Source organism: Sphingomonas changnyeongensis (genome assembly GCF_009913435.1).
Classification (GTDB): domain Bacteria; phylum Pseudomonadota; class Alphaproteobacteria; order Sphingomonadales; family Sphingomonadaceae; genus Sphingomonas_B; species Sphingomonas_B changnyeongensis.
Map to the genome: position 1 here is coordinate 2,494,705 of NZ_CP047895.1, position 18,967 is coordinate 2,513,671.

General features: G+C 68.8%; 20 protein-coding genes, 1 tRNA gene and 1 pseudogene. 7 read left to right on the plus strand and 15 right to left on the minus strand.

Annotation, left to right across the window (positions count from 1 at the left end; translation table 11 throughout):
• Positions 1-30 precede the first annotated feature (30 nt).
• Positions 31-1,497: an ATP-binding protein gene (locus GVO57_RS12265; RefSeq protein WP_160593404.1), complete on the plus strand. Its 1,467-nt coding sequence runs from the start codon at positions 31-33 to the stop codon at positions 1,495-1,497.
• A gap of 261 nt (positions 1,498-1,758) precedes the next feature.
• Here the strand turns inward: GVO57_RS12265 and GVO57_RS12270 are convergent, their stop codons facing one another.
• The 3 genes from GVO57_RS12270 to GVO57_RS12275 form a co-directional block, all read right to left on the minus strand.
• On the minus strand, positions 1,759-3,009 hold the full coding sequence (locus GVO57_RS12270; protein WP_407695729.1) for an MATE family efflux transporter: 1,251 nt from the start codon (positions 3,007-3,009) through the stop codon (positions 1,759-1,761).
• Positions 2,946-3,149 (minus strand): hypothetical protein, encoded by a 204-nt coding sequence (locus GVO57_RS15670; protein WP_407695691.1) that lies wholly within the window; start codon positions 3,147-3,149, stop codon positions 2,946-2,948. The genes GVO57_RS12270 and GVO57_RS15670 overlap by 64 nt, the downstream gene beginning before the upstream one ends.
• 73 nt (positions 3,150-3,222) lie before the next feature.
• Positions 3,223-4,050: a TIGR00266 family protein gene (locus GVO57_RS12275; protein ID WP_160593406.1), complete on the minus strand. Its 828-nt coding sequence runs from the start codon at positions 4,048-4,050 to the stop codon at positions 3,223-3,225.
• 212 nt (positions 4,051-4,262) lie between these two features.
• Between GVO57_RS12275 and GVO57_RS12280 the strand changes: the two genes are divergently transcribed.
• The 3 genes from GVO57_RS12280 to GVO57_RS12290 all read left to right on the plus strand — a co-directional run bounded on the left by GVO57_RS12280 (position 4,263) and on the right by GVO57_RS12290 (position 6,085).
• The gene (locus GVO57_RS12280) at positions 4,263-4,748 is read left to right on the plus strand and encodes a MucR family transcriptional regulator (protein WP_160593408.1); all 486 of its coding nucleotides are present in this window, start codon (positions 4,263-4,265) and stop codon (positions 4,746-4,748) included.
• A gap of 264 nt (positions 4,749-5,012) precedes the next feature.
• A complete protein-coding gene (locus GVO57_RS12285) occupies positions 5,013-5,447 on the plus strand; it encodes a hypothetical protein (protein WP_160593410.1) in 435 nt (144 codons plus the stop codon).
• Positions 5,444-6,085, plus strand: a complete 642-nt coding sequence (locus GVO57_RS12290; RefSeq protein WP_160593412.1) for a hypothetical protein — start codon at positions 5,444-5,446, stop codon at positions 6,083-6,085. The genes GVO57_RS12285 and GVO57_RS12290 overlap by 4 nt, the downstream gene beginning before the upstream one ends.
• A 90-nt stretch (positions 6,086-6,175) precedes the next feature.
• Here the strand turns inward: GVO57_RS12290 and GVO57_RS12295 are convergent.
• Both GVO57_RS12295 and GVO57_RS12300 read right to left on the minus strand, forming a co-directional pair.
• A tRNA-Gln gene (locus tag GVO57_RS12295) sits at positions 6,176-6,250 on the minus strand.
• Between the two features lie 79 nt (positions 6,251-6,329).
• On the minus strand, positions 6,330-7,424 hold the full coding sequence (locus GVO57_RS12300) for a branched-chain amino acid aminotransferase (protein ID WP_160593414.1): 1,095 nt from the start codon (positions 7,422-7,424) through the stop codon (positions 6,330-6,332).
• A gap of 57 nt (positions 7,425-7,481) precedes the next feature.
• Here GVO57_RS12300 and GVO57_RS12305 point away from each other — a divergent pair, with 57 nt between their 5' ends.
• Positions 7,482-7,940 (plus strand): MarR family winged helix-turn-helix transcriptional regulator, encoded by a 459-nt coding sequence (locus GVO57_RS12305; protein WP_160593416.1) that lies wholly within the window; start codon positions 7,482-7,484, stop codon positions 7,938-7,940.
• Between the two features lie 27 nt (positions 7,941-7,967).
• Here the strand turns inward: GVO57_RS12305 and GVO57_RS12310 are convergent, their stop codons facing one another.
• A complete protein-coding gene (locus GVO57_RS12310) occupies positions 7,968-8,732 on the minus strand; it encodes a pyrroline-5-carboxylate reductase family protein (protein WP_233281375.1) in 765 nt (254 codons plus the stop codon).
• Positions 8,733-8,942: 210 nt separating this feature from the next.
• Between GVO57_RS12310 and GVO57_RS12315 the strand changes: the two genes are divergently transcribed.
• Together GVO57_RS12315 and GVO57_RS12320 are read left to right on the plus strand one after the other, a co-directional pair.
• The gene (locus GVO57_RS12315) at positions 8,943-9,089 is read left to right on the plus strand and encodes a hypothetical protein (protein ID WP_160593420.1); all 147 of its coding nucleotides are present in this window, start codon (positions 8,943-8,945) and stop codon (positions 9,087-9,089) included.
• Positions 9,090-9,160: 71 nt separating this feature from the next.
• Positions 9,161-10,069, plus strand: a complete 909-nt coding sequence (locus GVO57_RS12320; RefSeq protein ID WP_160593421.1) for a diguanylate cyclase domain-containing protein — start codon at positions 9,161-9,163, stop codon at positions 10,067-10,069.
• 36 nt (positions 10,070-10,105) lie between these two features.
• Here the strand turns inward: GVO57_RS12320 and GVO57_RS12325 are convergent, their stop codons facing one another.
• From GVO57_RS12325 to GVO57_RS12365, 9 genes and pseudogenes are all read right to left on the minus strand, one after another.
• Positions 10,106-10,618, minus strand: coding sequence for a YbjN domain-containing protein (locus GVO57_RS12325; RefSeq protein ID WP_456115029.1), 513 nt, complete (start codon positions 10,616-10,618; stop codon positions 10,106-10,108).
• Between the two features lie 160 nt (positions 10,619-10,778).
• Entirely contained in the window at positions 10,779-11,030 is a 252-nt protein-coding gene (locus GVO57_RS12330) for an accessory factor UbiK family protein (protein ID WP_160593423.1), read from the minus strand.
• Positions 11,031-11,041: 11 nt separating this feature from the next.
• Positions 11,042-11,596, minus strand: coding sequence for a TspO/MBR family protein (locus tag GVO57_RS12335; RefSeq protein WP_160593425.1), 555 nt, complete (start codon positions 11,594-11,596; stop codon positions 11,042-11,044).
• A gap of 18 nt (positions 11,597-11,614) precedes the next feature.
• On the minus strand, positions 11,615-14,770 hold the full coding sequence (locus GVO57_RS12340; RefSeq protein ID WP_160593427.1) for an efflux RND transporter permease subunit: 3,156 nt from the start codon (positions 14,768-14,770) through the stop codon (positions 11,615-11,617).
• A gap of 5 nt (positions 14,771-14,775) precedes the next feature.
• The gene (locus GVO57_RS12345) at positions 14,776-15,846 is read right to left on the minus strand and encodes an efflux RND transporter periplasmic adaptor subunit (protein WP_160593429.1); all 1,071 of its coding nucleotides are present in this window, start codon (positions 15,844-15,846) and stop codon (positions 14,776-14,778) included.
• 46 nt (positions 15,847-15,892) lie between these two features.
• Positions 15,893-16,662 (minus strand): annotated as a pseudogene (locus GVO57_RS12350) (TlyA family RNA methyltransferase).
• Between the two features lie 164 nt (positions 16,663-16,826).
• Positions 16,827-16,976, minus strand: a complete 150-nt coding sequence (locus GVO57_RS12355) for a hypothetical protein (protein ID WP_160593431.1) — start codon at positions 16,974-16,976, stop codon at positions 16,827-16,829.
• Positions 16,977-17,153: 177 nt separating this feature from the next.
• On the minus strand, positions 17,154-18,356 hold the full coding sequence (locus GVO57_RS12360) for an exo-beta-N-acetylmuramidase NamZ family protein (RefSeq protein WP_160594003.1): 1,203 nt from the start codon (positions 18,354-18,356) through the stop codon (positions 17,154-17,156).
• The gene (locus GVO57_RS12365) at positions 18,356-18,952 is read right to left on the minus strand and encodes a DOMON-like domain-containing protein (RefSeq protein ID WP_160593432.1); all 597 of its coding nucleotides are present in this window, start codon (positions 18,950-18,952) and stop codon (positions 18,356-18,358) included. Before GVO57_RS12365 ends, GVO57_RS12360 begins: the two co-directional genes overlap by 1 nt.
• Positions 18,953-18,967 lie beyond the last annotated feature (15 nt).

Below are 18,967 nucleotides of genomic sequence, written 5' to 3' on the forward strand. Positions count from 1 at the left end.
GGGGCGGCCCCGCGCGGCCAAAGCCCAGACATGACTTTTCGCGTCGAACTCGGCACCGATCGGTCGGGCGCGCCGGCCGCGATCGATCTGGAGGAATTGCTGGCGACCCGGCTGCTCGTGCAGGGCAATTCCGGGTCGGGCAAATCGCATCTGCTGCGCCGGCTGCTCGAACGCTCGGCGGGTCAGGTGCAGCAGGTGGTGATCGACCCCGAGGGCGATTTCGTCACGCTCGCCGAACGCTATGGCCATGCGGTGGTCGAAGGCGACGGCTATAGCGAGCGCGAAGTGGCGCGCATCGCCGCGCGCATCCGCGAACACCGCGCCTCGGTGGTGCTCAGCCTCGAAAATCTCGAGGCGGAAGGGCAGATGCGCTGCGCCGCCACCTTTCTGAACGCGCTGTTCGATGCGCCGCGCAACCATTGGTATCCGGCGCTGGTCGTCGTCGACGAGGCGCAGCTCTTCGCCCCCGCGGGCGGCGGCGAGGTGGCCGAGGAGGTGCGCCGCGCCTCATTGGGGGCGATGACCAACCTGATGTGCCGGGGGCGCAAGCGCGGCCTGGCCGGGGTGATCGCGACCCAGCGGCTTGCCAAGCTTGCCAAGAATGTCGCGGCCGAAGCCTCGAACTTCCTGATGGGGCGCACCTTTCTCGACATCGACATGGCGCGCGCCGCCGATCTGCTGGGCATGGAGCGGCGGCAGGCGGAGGAGATTCGCGATCTGGAACGCGGCACCTTCCTCGCCCTCGGCCCGGCGCTGTCGCGTCGCCCGCTCGCCATCCGCATCGGCGCGGTCGAAACCGGATCGGCGGGCTTCACCCCGCGCCTGTCGCCGCTGCCCACGCCCTCGCCTGAGGATCTGCAGGGGCTGCTGTTCGCGCCGGTTGCCGAGGAACCGCCGCCCCCCGCCCCGGCACCGGTCGCCCGGCCGCTCGCCTCTGATCTGCTGATCCAGTCGCTTGCCGCCAGCATGCCGGTCGCGGCCCCCGCCGTCCCCGAATGCGCGGCGGAGGAACAGCCGCTGATCATCGCGCGGGTGCTCGCCGAACTGGTCGCCGATCCCGACCAGCGCGGACGGCCGATTGCGTCAATCTATCAGGATTTCCAGCTGCGCTGCCGGATGGCCGGGCTGGCGCGGCCCGATCTCGACCCGATCGGCTTTGCCCGGCGGCTGGCCGCCGCGCGCGCCGGCATTGCCGATCCGGACGAGCCGCACTGGCAGGACGCCATCGCGCTTGCCCAGGCGCTGCCCGACGACATGCTGGCCCCGTTCCTGATGATCGCGCGCGCAGCACAAGGCGGCGCGCCCTGCCCGTCGGACGATGCGCTGGCGGCCAGCTATGGCACCAGCTCGCTCGGCCGCATCCGCCGGCTGCTCAGCTATATCGAGGAACGCAATCTGATCGTGTGCCGCACCGATCTGGCCGGGCGGCGGACAATCTCCGTCCCCCATCTGGGCTGGACGACCGCGCCCGGCGAAGGAACGCGGATGCGGGCTTGAAATGCGCGCCTGACGGCGCGGTCGCGGCACCGGCCCGCACCGGTTGTTTGTGGTGCGGCTCGCGCCGCACGGCGGCACCGGCCCGCTCCGGTTGTTTGTGGTGCGGCTCACGCCGCACGGCGGCACCGGCCCGCTCCCCCACCCGGCCACCCAACGGCAGTATCATATGGGTGGCCGGGTGGGGGAGCGGGCCGGTGCCGCGACCGAACAAAGACTCCCAGTGCCGCGAGGCGCGCAAACAAACACCCCCGCGACCAACCTTTACCCCTCAGGCACCAGCCCCAGCCGGCTACGCCGCATCCAGCGGCCGACCATCAGCACCGACACGACGGCCAGCCCCGCCGCCAGCCCGATCCACACGCCCAGCCCTTCAAGCCCGGCCGGAAAGGCCAGGCCCAGCCCGACGCCCAGCCCGATCGCCCAATAGCCGAGCGCGGCATAGACCATCGGCACCTTGGTGTCGGACAGGCCGCGCAGCATCCCCGCGCCCACCGCCTGCGCGCCATCGACGATCTGGAAGATCGCCGCGACGCCAAGGAACGACACCGCCAGTGCCGCGACATCGGCATTGGCCGGGCCGGGTTCGATGAACAGCGCCACCAGCCGGTCGGGGATGGCGACCATCACCAGCGCCGCCAGCGCCATGAAGCCGGTGCCGAGCGTCAGCGCCGTCCATCCCGCCCGGCCGATGGCTGCCGGATCACGCCGCCCCGCCGCCAGCCCGACCCGCACGGTCGCCGCCTGCGACAGGCCGAGCGGCACCATGAACGTCAGCGAGGCGAGCTGGATGGCGATGGCATGGGCGGCAAGCGATTCCGGCCCGATCACACCCATGATGAAGGCGGCGGCGCTGAACACCGTGACTTCAAGGCCGAGCGTCATGGCGATGGGCGCGCCGATGCGCCACACCTGGGCAAAGCGCGGCCAGTCCGCCCGCCAGAAATGGCCGAACAGATGATAGCGGCGAAAGCGCGGATGCACCGACACCACGGTCGCAAGGCCAAGGAACATCGCCGTCTGGGTGATCGCACTGCCCAGCCCCGCCCCCGCCAGCCCCATGGCCGGCAAGCCGTAAGCCCCGAAGATCAGGCCGTAATTGACCACCGCATTGACGATGACGCCGATCACCCCGATCAGCAGCGCCCAGGCCGGCCGTTCGAGTGCGGCAACAAAGGCGCGCAGCACCAGATAGCAGAGCGCGGGCAGGAACCCCCACATCAGATAGCGGGTGAACAGCGCCGCATCGCGCGCCAGATCGGGCCGCTGGCCGAGCGCGAGGAAGATCGCTTCGGCATGCCACAGCGCGATCCAGATCGGCACGGTTAGCGCGATCGCCGCCCACATGGTCTGCCGCACGGTGCGGCGCACGTCGCGCACGTCATGCGGCCGCGCGCCAATGCGCTGGGCGATCAGCGGCGACGCGGCGGTGACCAGCCCCATGCCGAAGATCAGAAACGCGATGTTGAGATTGCTGCCCAGCGCACCCGCCGCCAGCGCCCCCGCCCCAGCCAGCCGAGCAGCACGACATCGGTCGTGTGGATCGCCGCCTGTGACAGGTTGGTCAGGATCATCGGGCTGGCCAGCCGCGCGGTCGCCGCCGCCTCGACACGCCAGGCCGGGGGGATGGCCGGGGCAAACATGCCCCGGCCCATAAAGGGTTTTTTCGTCAAATGCGCGGGCAAATCAGCGGGCGCGACACCGGCGCGGGCCGCCCGCCGGACAGCATCAGTGGTTGCCGCCTATAAAGTCGCCCAGCCCGCCCAGCACCGATCCCTCGCCGCGATTCTGGCCGCGTCCACCGGCGGCGGCTAGCATCCGCCCGGCCAGGCGCGAGAAGGGCAGCGACTGGATCCACACCTTGCCCGGCCCGGTCAGCCGGGCGAAAAACAGCCCTTCCCCGCCGAACAGCACGCTGCGCACGCCGCCCGCCGTCACCAGATCGAAATCCACGCTCGGCGTCAGCGCGGCGATGCAGCCGGTATCGACATGGATTTCCTCGCCCGGCGCCAGCACGCGCTCGACCACCGTGCCGCCCATCTGGACGAACACCCAGCCATCGCCCTCCAGCTTCTGCATGATGAAGCCTTCGCCGCCGAACAGGCCGGTCAGCACGCGGCGCTGGAACTGCAGGCCGATCGACACGCCCTTGGCGGCGGCGAGAAACGCGTCCTTCTGGCAGATCAGCGTGCCGCCGACCTCGTCCAGCCGGATCGGCAGGATCGAACCGGGCGTCGGCGCGGCAAAGGCGACGCGCGCCTTGCCCGACCCGTTATGGGTGAAGACGGTGGTGAACAGGCTTTCGCCGGTGATCAGCCGCTTGCCCGCGCCCAGCAGCTTGCCCATGAACCCGCCATCGCTGCCGCCGCTGCCGTCGCCGAACACCGTCGTCATGTCGATGCTCGCATCCTTCCAGACGAGCGCGCCCGCCTCGGCCACCGCGCTTTCGCCGGGATCCAGCTCGATCTCGACGAACTGCAGCTCCTGCCCCTTGATCTCGAAATCGATGTCGTCGGCGATGCCGGACTGGCGATGGTGCTGCCACGGGCTTTGCATGATCTGGATCTCCCTGAACCTGTTCGCGGGTTTGTAGAGCGGTTTGCGTTGCAGGGAAATGACGCCGCCCCGCGCCAGTCGCGCCGCGCCGCACAACTGGCCCCGGCGGACGCCCGGGCGGAAATTGTTCGTAAAAAGGACAGTCCTGCGGCATTTCCGTATGTTGACGGTCATGACAACGGGCGACAGAATACATCCGGATTGGAGGAAACATGACGGATACCGATTTGTCGCCGAACATGATCGAACTGGCGACCGAACTGACGATTGCCTGGCTGAACAACCCCAACAACCGTGCGGGCGCGGAAGACGTGCCGGCGTTCCTGCACAAGATGCATGCGACGCTGAACGGCCTGTCGGCGCGCGACGAACAGCCCGGCGAAACCATCGCCGAAGGCGGCGCCGAACCGGCGGTGTCGGTGCGCAAGTCGCTGGCGTCGAAGGACGTCATCATCTCGCTCATCGACGGCAAGCCCTATAAGTCGCTGAAGCGCCATCTGGCGCGCCACGGCCTGACCCCGGAACAGTATCGCGAACGCTATAAGCTGAAGCCCGATTATCCGATGGTCGCGGAAAACTATGCGAAGCAGCGCCGCGACCTCGCGCTCAAGATCGGCCTCGGCTCCAAGGGCCGCGCCGCCCGCGCCGCCCAGCGCGCCGCCGCCGGCAAGACCAGCCGCGCCAAGCAGCAGGGCTGAACCGCACATCACCCGGCCGAACCCGGGCCAGACGCATCACCCCGGAGAGGCGGTGGCCACATGGCCGCCGCCTCTTTTTTCTGACGCCGGCGGGTTTGTCTGGGCGAGACCCAAAGCATCCATTGTCGACCAGAACAGCCCCGACACCCGCCTTGCCCGACAAAAACGAGAGAGTTAACTTTCATTCCCACAAGGGCGGGTGGAACAATGACACGACGAGCGAAACGACCGGGCATCGAAAAACTTCGCGCCTGTGGCGGTTTGATGCTCACGCTCATTCCCGCCACCGCGCTGGCCGAGGCGCGGGTCGATCGCGGCCATGGCTTTTTCTTCAACAAGCCCGGCGCGACTGCTGAACAGGCGGCGGCAGACACCGCCCAGTGCCGCGCCATCGCATCGGGCGCGGACTCACAGATCAACGCCGTCGACGTGCTTGCCGGCGGCCTTGCGGGGGTTCTTGGCGGTGCCTTTGCCGGCGAGAGGCTGCAACGGGTCAACCTGGAAAACTGCATGGTGATCCGCGGCTGGCGGCTTTACGCGATGACGGCGGAGGAAGGCCGCACCTGGAAAGCCCTTCCGGATGCCGCACGGGAGCGTGAGCTTGCGGTTCTGGTCGGCGCGCAGCAGCCCGCCCGCGGGCAAATGCTGCGTGAATGGCGCAACGATTATGCGGAGCCGGTGCTGTGGCGAAAGAAATGACGGCGATCATCGGGCTGGCGCTGGCGAGCCCGGCTGCGGCGCAGTTGACCGAGCAGGTGGACCTGACCAAGCCCGAACGCCCTGTGCCCGCGTCCGGCGAGGCGATGATCGTCCTCAGGGCGCATGCGTCGACCATGGCGGGGGACAACCGCATCCTTGTTCACCGTTATGATCCCGCGACGCAGCAGGTCGTGACCGGACCCGACGGAAAACCGGCGGGCGCCAAGCTGACATATTCCTACACGCTGTTCGGCGGCAAAAAGGGCGAAAAGGCCCTGCGCGTCGCGATCGTGCCCGCTGGCGACTATGTTCTCGCCGGGCGCACGTTTAACGTGACCTATACAGACAGCTTCTGTTTCGGTGCCCCGCGCTTCTCGCTCCGGCCCGGCGAGGTGGTGTATCTCGGCGATTATGAAATGCTGGCGCTGGAAAAGATGCCTGACCGGGAGCGCCGCAACGCCATGCGATACTCTGCCGATATCGTCAGCGCGCGCGCGTCGCTCGCTGCCGCCTATCCGGCACTCGCGCCGCAGCTGACCACCTGGACACCCGCCAACGGCGCGACCTTCCGCTGCAACGGCGACGAGTTCACCGCCTATGCGATCCCAGCGAAGTCCGCACCGGCACTTCAGGACTGAACCGGCACCGTCGCTGGGTCACCGCGCATCAACGCCAGCTCGTCAGGGTGATCGGCTGCAGATCACCCGACAATCAGCTGCATGAAAATCTGGCTGGGGCGGCAGGATTCGAACCTGCGCATGCCGGTACCAAAAACCGGTGCCTTACCGCTTGGCGACGCCCCAGCAGGCGAGCGGCGCTTATAGCTGCCGCTGCGCCGGTGAAAAGAGGGTATGCGGCCCGCAACGCGCGGGCCGCGATCGATCAGGCGATGCGGTGCACCCAGCCATGCGGATCGGGGGCCGCGCCGCGCTGGATCGCGACCAGCCGCTCGCGCAGCCGCAGCGTCGCCGCGCCCGGCCCGCCATTGCCGATCGAAAAGCGCCCCTCGGCCGAGGCGACATGGCCGACCGGGGTGACGACGGCGGCGGTGCCGCACGCAAAGGTTTCGCGCAGCCGCCCGCTTGCCGCATCGGCGCGCCAGTCGTCGAGCGCATAGGGCGCTTCGCTGACCCGCAGCCCTTCCTCGGCCGCCAGCGTCAGGATCGATTCGCGGGTGATTCCGGGCAGGATGGTGCCGCCGAGCGGCGGGGTGCGGATTTCGCCATCGTCGAACACGAAGAACAGGTTCATGCCCCCCAGTTCCTCGACATAGCGGCGCTCGACCGCGTCGAGGAACACGACCTGGTCGCAGCCCTGGGCGATGGCTTCGGCCTGGGCGATCAGGCTGGACGCATAATTGCCGCCGCATTTGGCCGCCCCGGTGCCGCCGGGCGCGGCGCGCGTATAGTCGCCCGACACCCAGATGGTGATCGACGGCGCGCCGCCCTTGAAATAGCCGCCGACCGACGAGGCGATGACCATGTAGAGATATTCCGACGCCGGCTTGACGCCCAGAAACACCTCCGACGCGATCATGAACGGGCGCAGATAGAGCGCGCCGCCGTCAATCGCGGGAATCCAGTCCCGGTCGATCCGCACCAGTTCCTCGATCGAACGCAGGAACAGCGCCTCGGGCAGTTCGGCCATCGCCATCCGCCGCGCCGACTGGCGGAAACGGCGCGCATTGGCCTCGGGCCGGAACAGGCCGATGCCGCCATCATCGAGGCGATAGGCCTTCATGCCCTCGAAAATCTCCTGCGCGTAATGGAACACGGCGGTCGCGGGATCGAGGGTCAGCGGGCCGCGCGGGCCGATCACGGCATCGTGCCAGCCCTTGCCCTCGGCATAGCGGATCGTGACCATATGGTCGGTGAACACCCGGCCGAACCCCGGATCGACGAGCCGGGCCGCGCGTTCATCGGCATCGACCGGCGCGGGATGCGCGGTGGTGGTGAAACGCAGATCGTCGGCAATCATGGTCGTCCTTCCAACATGACTTGCCGCCGCCTATGGCCGATGGCAGGGGCGGTCAACATGACGGTCCTCAAACCGGGCGCGAGCGCCCTGTTTTTGCGCGAGGCGGAGGTGCGGCGGGGCCTGGACCTGCTGTTTGCCGGCCAGGCGCTGCTTGCCCGCGCGGTCGATCCGCTGCTGGACGAAGCCGGCTTGGGCCGCGCGCACCAGCGGGCGCTGTATTTCATCGCCCGCCACCCGGACCTGACGGTCGGCGAGCTGATCGCGCGGCTGGGCATCACCAAACAGTCGCTCAACCGCGTGCTGGCGGAGCTGGGCGCCAAGGCGCTGGTCGAAACCCGGCCCGGCGCCACCGACCGGCGGCAGAAAAGGCTGCGCCTGTCGCCCGAGGGTGCGGCGCTGGAGGCCCGGCTGTTCGAGGCGATGCGTGCCCGGCTGGCCGCCGCCTATGGCCATGCCGGGCCGGATGCGGTCGGCGGGTTCTGGGCGGTGCTCGAAGGGCTGACCGCCAGGGGCTGAGGGCGAGACGCCGCTATCGCCGTTCGTTCAACGAAAGGCCGCCGCCATCTCACGGCCGCGCGCCGCCGTGGCATCAAGGGTCGCGCGCATCAGCCGGGCGAGCGCCTGATCGGCGTCGAGCACGTCCAGCCCCTTGCGCGTCATCCCGCCGGGGCTGGCGACCCGGTCCGCCAGCCGGGCGGGCGATTCCCCAGCGCCCGCGGCCAGCGCGCCTGCGCCCTCGACCATGTGCAGCGCCAGCCGCGCCGCCTGATCCGGGGCAAGGCCCAGATCGGCTGCCCCCGCCGCCAGCGCATCGATCATGCGAAACACAAAGGCCGGGCCGCTGCCGGCAAGCGCGGCGACCAGGTGGAAATCCTCTTCATCGTCGATCCATTCGACCAGGCCGAGCGGGCGCATCAGCGCGGTGACCGCATCCACCCGGTCGCCGGTCAGCGCCACCACCCCGCGGCCAAGGGCCACGGGCGTGTTGGGCATGGCGCGCACGATCGCTCCGGCGGCCGGGAAACGCGCCCTCAGGCTGGCGCAGCCGGTGCCCGCCAGGATCGACACCAGCACCGTCTCCGGCCCGATGCGCGCGGCAAGCGCCGGGGCGACGGCATCAAGCTGTTGCGGCTTGATGCCGAGCAGGACCAGCCGGGGCACCGGCCCTTCCGGCAGGGCGGTGAGCGTCTGCACCCCGGCGGCAGGCGCGACGCCGCTGGGGCGGATGACGGTGATGCCATTGGCGGGCGCGCCTGCCGCCAGCCAGCGGGTCAGCATCGCCCCGGCCATGTTGCCGCACCCGATCATCCAGAAGGGCCGCTCAGACGCCCAATCGAAAACCATCCGTTCATCATCCTTGGCGGGAATCTGCGCGGGATGCGCAGGTTAACGCGGCATAAACCATATTCATGCGCTGGACGGAAATCCGTTGGCCCTAGTGAAGAACCATCCGAGGCGGTCGTTATGTCGAGCATGAGACCCATGAACAAACTGGCTGCAGATGCGGCGCACCCCGATATGACGACGGCTGGCGACCGGCGCGTGCCGCATGGCGACGATGCCCGCGCCCGCACCCAGCGGCTGGCCGATGCCGTCCGCAGCCTGTTCGGGCGGACGGAAGACCATGCCGCGCCGCCGCCCCCGCGCCGGAGCCCCGCGAGCTGACGCTGTTCGACCGCATCGGCACGTTTTTCGAAGCGCATAATCTCGAACCGACGCCCGCCCATTACGAGCTGGTGCACGGCTATCTGACCAATGCCGACCGCAAGCTGGTCGACGCCGTCGACCGGGCGGTGGCGCGTGAGGGGCAGCTTTCGCCCGAATCGGCCGAACTGATCCTGGCCGAAGTGCGCACCGACATGTCGGCCGAGTTGCTCGCCGATCTGATCGACAAGGCGCAGATGGGGCTGACCGAGATTGCCGGGGTCGCCAAACAGTCGCGCGCCGATGCCACCGCTTATGGCCAGGCGCTTGAAACCCAGGTTGCCGGGCTGGCCGGCTTTGCGCCTGAAAATGTGCTCGCCACGCTCGTCCAGCTGACCAGCTCGATGATCGACCGGACGCGCGCCGCCGAAGCGCAGCTGCGCGATGCCGGCAAGCAGATGAACGAGCTGCGCGGCAGCCTGGCCGAGGCCCGGCGCGTGGCCGAAAGCGACGCGCTGACCGGCCTTGCCAACCGCCGCGCGTTCGAGGCCAAGCTGCGCCGCGCGGTCGGCCATGCCCGCGAACAAGGCAAGCCGCTGGCGCTGGCATTCTGCGACATCGACCATTTCAAGAAGATCAACGACACCCATGGCCATGATGTCGGTGACCGCATCCTGAAGTTCGTGGCCCAGCGCCTTGCCTCGGCCTCATCGAACAATTGCTATGTCGCGCGCCACGGCGGCGAAGAGTTCGTCATGCTGTTCCAGGACATGGAGGTCGACGAGGCCGCACGCATCGTCGACGATGTCCGCGCCGATCTGCAGGACCGGCGGCTGATCGCCAAACAGTCCGGAGAGCCGATCGGCCAGGTCAGCTTCTCGGCGGGGGTCGCGGGCCTCGCGGCGGGCGAAAATGGCCGCCAGATGCTGCGCGCCGCCGACCAGGCGCTCTACCGGGCGAAGCGCGAGGGCCGCAACCGGGTGGTGACGGCAGAGGCCTGAAGCGCCGGACAGCCGGGCGGGTGCGCCCGGCGGCGTTCAGGCTTCGCCCTGGGTCTCGATCAGCGCGGCGGCAATCGCCTCGCGCGGGGTCTTGCCGCCCCACAGCACGAACTGGAACACCGGGTAATAGCGCTCGCACTCGTCGATCGCGCTTTCGATCAGCGTCTCGGTCTGGGCGAGCGACATGGTCGGCTCGTCCCCCTCGATCAGCGCGGCATGGCGGAACAGCAGGATGCCGCTCGTCGACCACAGCTCGAAATGCCCGAGCCACAGCTGTTCATTGACCAGCCCGATCGCCTCATAGATCGCCGCGCGCTTGTCTTCGGTGACCTTGATGTCGGGCAGGGCCAGAAACTGCAGCACCTGATCCTCGTCGCGCCAGACGCCGCGCAGCTCATATTCGGTCCAGCTGCCCTTCACATGGGCGACGATCTCGTCATCGCCCGACCGGTCATGCGACCAGCCATGGGCGGCGAAATAGCTTTCCAGCATGTCGATCGGGGCGGCCGGATCCGTTTCCGGGCCTTCAAAATCTTCAAGCGTCATCATCTGCGCGTCCCGGCCATGCGTCTCCGCGCGGTGATCGCAAGCCCGTGCCGGGCGAACAAGCAAGCATCGGCCAAAAAGGCGACAAAGCTGTGGATAAGCGCCGGGCGGCCATCGCCCGGCACCCTGCCCGTTCGCCTGCGCCGTCGGTCGTCGGCAATCCTCAGCTGCTGCCCAGCCGCGCCTCGAGCGCGTCGAGCCGCGCCTTCAGCGCATCGGCCTCGTCGCGCGCGGCGGCGGCCATCGCCTTCACCGCTTCGAACTCCTCGCGGCTGACGAAATCCATGCCGGCAATCCATTCGCGGGCACGCTCGCGCATCGCGGCCTCGGCCTCGCGGCCCACGCCTGCCATCGTCCCGGCCAGGCCGTTCAGCATCTTGGACATATCGTCGAAAAACCGGTTCTCGCTCTGCATCGCCTGCTCCTTCAGCCTGCAATCTGGGTGGTGACGGCGCCCGGCACAAGCCGTTCGGCATCGGGATTGAGCATCCGATAGTCGTTGTTGAGCGCGGCGGCAAAGCAAAGCCAGGCGAGATAGGGCACCATCAGCCAGGCCGCGACCGGGCGCACCGCGCCAAAGGCGAACACCGTCGCCAGCGCCGCCAGGATCATCACCAGGATCAGGTAAAAGGCGGCGGTCACCTGATGAAAGGCGAAGAACAGCGGCGACCAGGCAAGGTTGAGCGCCAGCTGAACGGCGAACAGCACCACCGCCATTTCCCGCGACCGGTGGCCGCGCGCGTTGAGCACGACGGCCAGCGCGAGGCCGAGCATCACGTAAAGCGTGCCCCAGACCAGCCCGAATGCCCAGCTGGGCGGCATGGATGCGGGGCGGACAAGGCTGGCGAACCACAGATTGTCATAGCCGGAGTTGGCAAGCCGGCCGGCGGCGCTGCCGAGCAGAACGATAAGCGGCACGGTGACCACGGCCTTGCGGAAAAAGGCCATGTTGAGCTGCGACCGCGATGCAAGCTGACCCACCCCTTATTCTCCCCTTGCTTATTCGGCCGGCGCCGGCCTCTCCCCGCCTGCGCCGCGGCCCTGATCCGCGTGACTGTCCGTTCCCTCACCCGTCGCCGGCGCATCCAGCGCCTGATCAAGCGCGCGGCCGACCGCCTCGGGCGAGCCGGTGTAACGCGCCAGCCGCGCATAAAGGATCGGGATCAGGAACAGGGTGATGGCGGTCGCGATCGTCACGCCGAACACGATCACCACGCCGATCGCGCCGCGCGCGGCCGAACCGGGACCGGACGAGATGGCAAGCGGCACCGCCCCCATCACCGTTGCGATCGACGTCATCATGATCGGCCGCAGCCGCCGCGTCGCCGCCCGCTCGACCGCCGCGACGACGCCCAGCCCCTCGTCGCGCAGCTGGTTGGCGAACTCGACAATCAGGATGCCGTTCTTGGCCGCAAGCCCGACCAGCATGACGATGCCGATCTGGCTGTAGAGATTGAGCGTGCCGCCGACCGCCGCCAGCCCGACCAGCCCGCCGGCGACCGCCAGCGGCACGGTGGTGATGATGACGGCGGGGTGGACGAAGCTTTCGAACTGGGCCGCCAGCAGCAGATAGATGACGAGCACGGTCATCGCGAACACGAAGACGATGGAGTCGCCGGTTTCCCTGAAGCTCTGGCTTTCGCCGCGATAGCCGATGGCGGTGATTTCGGGCGCGCGGTTCGCCTCCGCTTCCAGGAAGGCAAGCGCCTCGCCAAGCGTGTAGCCGGGGGCGATGCCCGCCGACAAAGTGATCGCGCGCAGCTTGTTGAACCGCCCCAGATCGCGCGGGCCGGCGGTATCCGACAGCGTGACGAGATTGGCGAGCGACACCAGCTCGCCCGACCGGCTGCGAACATAGATGCGCGCCAGATCGGCCTGAGCCGCGCGCCCGGCGCGTTCGGCCTGGACGATGACGCGATATTCCTCGCCCCGGTCGACATAGGTGGACACACGCCGCGAGCCGAGCAGCGTCTGCAGCGCCTGGCTGACCGCATCGACCGACACGCCCAGATCGCCGGCACGCGTCGTATCGACGCGGATGGCCAGCTGCGGCTTGGTTTCCTTGTAATCGGAATCGAGGTTGATGATCCCCGGATTGTCGGCGGCGGCGGCAAGGATGCGGTCGCGCGCGCGCACCAGCCCTTCATAGGTCGGGCCGGCGATCACGAAACTGACCGGCTGGCCACGCCCGCCCAGCGCCGAGCGCGGCTGCGCATTGCCGCGCAGCGCCGTCTGCCCGGCCATCAGCTGGTTGACCCGGTTGGCCACTTCCTGGGTTGTCGCCGTGCGTTCTTCCCACGGCTTCAGAAACAGGATGAAGGTGCCCGAGTTGAAGTCCTCGCTGGCCCCGAACCCGGCGGGCGCACGGTTGATGACCGAGCGCACCGGGCCTTCGTTCAGCAGCGGCAGCAACAGGTTTTCGGCGCGCCGCTGATAGGCGACGATGGTGTCGAAGCCCGTGCCTTCGGGTGCCGCGGTCTGGATCTGGAGCACGCCGACATCCTCTGCCGGCACCAGTTCGGAGCGCGTCCGGCTGAACAGGAACACCGCGCCGCCGAGCAGCGCGACGGTCATGATCAGCGCCACCGCCGGCCGCGCGATCGAACGGGCGAGCAGCCGGCCATAGCCGCGCTCGAGCGCCTGGAACGCATCGTCGATGCGGCTCGTCAGCCGGTTGCGCTTTTCCGCGCGCAGCAGCTTGGAACACAGCATCGGCGCGAGGCTGAGCGCCAGAAAGCCCGAAAAGGCGATGGCGGCGATCATCGCCGCCGCCAGTTCGCGGAACAGCAGCCCGGTCTGTCCGGCGAGGAACATGATCGGCACGAACACCGCGCAGACGACCAGGGTCGTCGAAATCACCGCAAAGCCGACCTGGCGGGTGCCGCGAAACGCCGCGACCAGCGGCGTCTCGCCCTGTTCGATGCGGTGATAGACATTCTCGAGCACGACGATGGCGTCGTCGACCACCAGCCCGATCGCCAGCACCATCGCCAGCAGGGTAAGCAGATTGATCGAATAGCCGAGCAGCCACAGCACGGCAAAGCTGGCCAGCAGGCAGATCGGCACGGTCACCGCGGGAATGATCGTCGCCCGCCACGAACCGAGGAACAGGAAGATGACGAGGACGACCAGGATCGCCGCCTCGATCAGCGTCTGATAGACCTTGTCGATCGCCCGGCTGATGAACTGGCTTTCATCCGAACCGATGCTGGTCTTCATCCCTTCGGGCAGGGTCAGGGCGGCGGCGGTGCGCTTGGCCGCATCGGCCACGGCGAGGGTGTTGGCCCCCGACTGGCGGACAATCCCCAGCCCCACCGCCGGCTGACCGTTCAGGCGGAACTGCTGATAGGGATTTTCCGGCCCCAGCTCGACCCGCGCGACATCGCCCAGCCGGACCAGATAGCCATTGTCGCCGCGCCCGACGACCAGCTGGCGGAACTGTTCGGGCGTCGCAAAGGCGCGGTTGACGCGCAGCGACACGTTGCGGTCCTGCGATTCCAGCCGCCCGGCCGGCAGCTCGACATTCTGGGCGCGGAGCGACGCTTCGATATCGCCGGGCGTCAGCTGGAACGCGGCCAGCCGCTCCGGATCGATCCAGATGCGCATCGACGGCCGCGCCTCGCCGCCCACAAACACCTGCGCCACGCCGTCGAGCGTCGAGAAACGATCAACGACATTACGGTCGATCCAGTCGCTCAGCTGCAGCCGGTCCCAGTCGGGCTTGGAAAAGACGATGAACAGGATCGGGAAAGCGTCGGAATCGACCTTGCGGATCTGGGGTGCCAGCGCATCCTCGGGCAGATCGTCGCCCACCCCGCCGATCCGGTCGCGCACGTCATTGGCAGCGGCGTCGATGTCGCGGCCCGGATTGAACTCGATGGTGATGTCCGACCGCCCGTCGCGCGAACGCGAGACGATGGAGCGGATGCCCTCGATCCCCGCCAGCGTCTCTTCGAGCGGCTGGGTGATGCGCGATTCGACGACGCTGGCCGCAGCGCCGGTATAGACAGTTTCGATCGAGACGATCGGCGGATCGGTGTCCGGATATTCGCGCACCGGCAGGCCGAGAAACGCCAGCGCGCCGACCACCGTCAGCAGGATCGCGACAACTGCCGCAAAAACCGGGCGCCGGACGGACAGGTCGGAAAGCTGCATGGCCGTCAGCCGCCGGTTCCGCCGCGTGGCCCGTCGGCAAGCCGGACCTTCTGTCCGTCGGTCAGCTTGACGACCCCTTCGGTCACCACCCGCTGGCCGGGCTTGAGGCCCTCCAGAATCTCGATCTTCAGCCCGTCGCGGATGCCGGTGCGCACGGCGACCCGCCGGGCGACGCCGCCTTCGACGACGAACACAAAGCTGCGCTCGCCCTCGCCCACCACCGCCAGTTCGGGCACGGCGAGCGATTCGCGCGCTGCCGACACGATGCCCACGGTCAGCAGCATGCCGGGCAGCAGCTTGCGGTCGTCATTGGGCAGGATCGCGCGCACGGTGGCGGCGCGGGTCTGCGGGTTGATCACCGGGTCGATGCTTTCGATCCGGCCGTTGAACACCCGGTCGGGGAAGGCGGCGGCGCGGGCCTCGACGCCCTGCCCCTCGCGCACGGCGGCGAGCATCGTCTCGGGCACGGTGAAATCAAGCTTGATCCGCGACAGGTCGCTGATCGTCGCAATCTCCGACCCGGCCTGCACGATCGCCCCGGTCGAGATGTTGCGCAGCGAGACATAGCCCGAAAACGGCGCGCGGATGATGCGGTCGCTGATCGTCGCCCGCGCCTGCGCGGCCTGGGCGCGGGCGGATTCGGCGGCGGCGACCTGGGCATCGAACGCGGCATTGGTGGCAAAGCCGCGGCGGCGCAGCTCATCGAGCCGCTCCAGCTGCTTGCCCGCCTCGCGCGCGCGCGCCTCCGCATCGGCGAGCTGCGCCTCCTGCTGCCCGCGCGCCAGCACGGCGACGATCTCGCCGCTGCGCACATAGCCGCCATCGGAAAAGTTCAGGCGGATGATCCGTTCGGTGACCGGCGCGGCCAGCGTCACCTGTTCATTGGCCCGCGCGGTGCCGACCGCGTCCAGCCGGTCGACAAAACGCTCCGCGCGCACCGGATCGGCGCGGACCAGAGGCTCGGTCGGCCGACGCCCGGCATCGCCATCCGAACAGGCGGCAAGGCCGGCCAGAGCCAGCGGCGCCAGCAGCTTCAGGGTCGCGGACAGCGTCAGGGGGTGCGCGATTCTGGACATGGGTCAACGCTCGCTAGGGTCGGCCACGCCCGATTGCAAGCGTGTATCAGGTTGATAAGTCAGCTGAGGGCGCCGGCTCCCCTGCGGACCGCACCGCCGCGATCAGGAACTCGACATTGCCCTCAGGCCCGGTGATCGGGCTCTGCGTCACGCCCGCGACCTGCCAGCCCGCCCCCTCCAGCCAGGCAGCGACATCGGCGCACACCCGGGCATGGACGGCAGGATCGCGCACCACCCCGCCCTTGCCGACATCGGCGCGACCGGCCTCGAACTGCGGCTTGATGAGCGCGAGCAGCCGCGCACCCGGCACAGTAAGCGAAAGCGGCCGTTCGAGCACCTTGGCCAGGCCGATAAAGCTCGCGTCGCAGACCACCAGATCGACCGGCTCGGGCACATGGCCGGCATCGAGGATGCGTGCGCTCGTCTGTTCATGCACGATCACGCGTGGATCCTGGCGCAGCTTCCAGGCCAGCTGATTGGTGCCGCTGTCGACCGCATAGACGCGCGCCGCCCCCGCGTCAGCAGCACATCGGTAAAGCCGCCCGTGGAGGCACCGACATCGATCGCGACCGCCCCCGTCACGTCCCAGCCGAAATGATCGAGCCCGTGCGCCAGCTTGATCCCGCCACGCGACACCCAGGGATGGTCGCGGCCCTTGACGGTGAGCGCAGTGTCGGGGGCGAGCGGCTGGCCGGCCTTGTCGATGCGGCGGTCGCCGGCGAACACCAGCCCGGCAAGGATGAGCGCCTGGGCGCGGGCGCGGCTCTCGGCCAGCCCGCGTTCGACAAGCATCTGGTCGGCGCGAATCCGGGTCATGGCGCGGCGATAGCGGGATGGGCGGGACGGGCCAAGCCGGACGGGAACCGGGTGGATCAGGGAGCCGGATGGATCAGGCCGGGGGCTGGCGTTGCCGGGGCGATAGGCCGGGCGGTCGAGGATGTCGGAGGCGGATGTCGGGGGACGCGCCCCCGCGATACCGGTCAGGCCTGCAGCGACAGCTCGCGCAGCTTGGCGGCATAACGTTCGGCAAGCGCCTGGCGCCGCATCTGCGCTTCCGGCGTCACGGCCTTGGCGGCGGCGGCCGCTTCCATGGCGGCACGACGGGCATAGTAACGCAGATTCGACTCCACAGCGACCTCCCCCGGACGCTTTCCACTGCCTCCGGCGCAGCGACGCTGCCCCGTTCGTGTGAAAAAATGGTTACCGAGCCGCTACAGACTCGAAAAATCACGCGATCCCCTAGGGTTTGCCGTGATTCGCATGCGAGTCAATCTGGTGTTGACACGGAGGCGCGAGGTCAGTCGCCGTCAATATCTGAGATAGGGCATCCGGGCCGCGACCCATGCCGCCTCGTCCGGCTGCGCCAGCGCGTCGAGATCGGCGGGGCGGGCGGCCGGATCATCGACCCATTCGCGCAGCCCCGGCCCGCCATTGATGACGTCGATCGGCAGGCGGCCGAACGCATATTCATAGGGAAAGTCGCGCCACAGCGGATAATCGGGCCGCAGCCGCCGGATCGCCTTGAAGCCGAGCGCCTGCAGCCGCCAGGGCCGGAACGCCTGATGGTCATAGCCCGGCCCTTCGGCATGGATGTGCAGCCCCGCACACAACTGCCCGGCATGTTTGTGGAAGGTCGGTTCGAACCAGCAGTCGCGAACATGGCAGCCGGCGAGCCAGCCGGGCGCGAGCGCCGTCATGTCCGCCAGCAGCGCGCGGGCGTCGATGTCGGGCGCGCCGAACAGTTCGAGCGGGCGGGTCGTCCCCCGCCCCTCGGACAGGGTCGTGCCTTCAAGCATCACCGTGCCGGCATAGGCGCGCGCCATGCCGATATTGGGCGCATTGGGGCTGGGATTGACCCAGATGCGCTCGCTCCCCGGCCAGCCAAAGCCGGGGGCGGCATCGGGCTGCCAGCCCTGCATGGCGATCAGCCGGTAATCGACGTCGAGACCGAAATGGTCGATGAACCACAGGCCGAGTTCGCCAAGCGTCAGCCCGTGGCGCATCGGCATCGGCCCTGCGCCGACAAAGCTTTCCCACCCGGCCCGAAGCGTCATGCCCTCGACGGGCCGCCCGGCGGGATTGGGCCGGTCGAGCACCCAGACCGACTTGCCGGTCGCGGCTGCGGCCTCCAGCACATAGAGCAGGGTCGTGATGAAGGTGTAGATCCGGCAGCCCAGATCCTGCAGGTCGATCAGCATCACGTCGAAACTGTCGAGCATCGCCGGCGTCGGCCGCCGGACCTCGCCATACAGGCTGAACACCGGGATGCCGTGGACCGGATCGGTGAAATCCGGCGATTCGATCATATTGTCCTGCTTGTCGCCGCGCAGCCCGTGCTGCGGCCCGAACGCGGCGGTCAGCTTCAGGTCGGGCAGCGCCGCCAGCGCGTCGAGCGCATGGACGAGATCGGCGGTCACCGAGGCAGGATGGGCGAGCAGGGCAACGCGGCGGCCGGCGAGCGGGCGGCGCAGTTCGGGTTCGGCGATCAGCCGATCAAGGCCAAAACGGATCATGCCGGCATGGCTGGCGGCAGTCGGCGCGCAAAGCAACAGGGATGATGGAAATCGGGCCGCCCCGGCGGATGGGCGAGCGCCCAATAGCTGGTGATGCCGCCCTGCTCGACGATCACGCAGGACAGCGCAATGTCGAACGGGCCGTCGCCAGGCGGCGGCGCAAGCTCTGCCTCCAGCACGAAATCATCGCCGTCGAACCGCGCGGCGATGCGCGGCGGCGGGCAATCAAGATCGCGCATCCCCGCGCGCGGCGCATCGAAGCGATAGGCCGCCCAGGCTCCGGACGGCGACAGGTTAACCTCCATATAGCCCTGCTGCCCCGCCGGCCGGACAAAGACTTCCATGCAGGTCATGCGCCACAGGCCGTCGGTGCGCAGCGGCGGCGCGGGATCGGGGACGATCAGCCGCGCGGCGGCGACCACGCGCCAGCACAGCCGCCACGGCCCGTCCGCCGACACGCCCCCGGCCCTGTCCGCGCGCCCGGCCCTGTCCGCGCCCCCGGCCATGCCCGCGCCCGCATCAAGGGTAACCACGACCGCGCGCACGGCGGCGGACGGCGTCTCGGGATGGCAGGCAAGGTCGGCGGCGATCATCGCCCTTCCCTATCC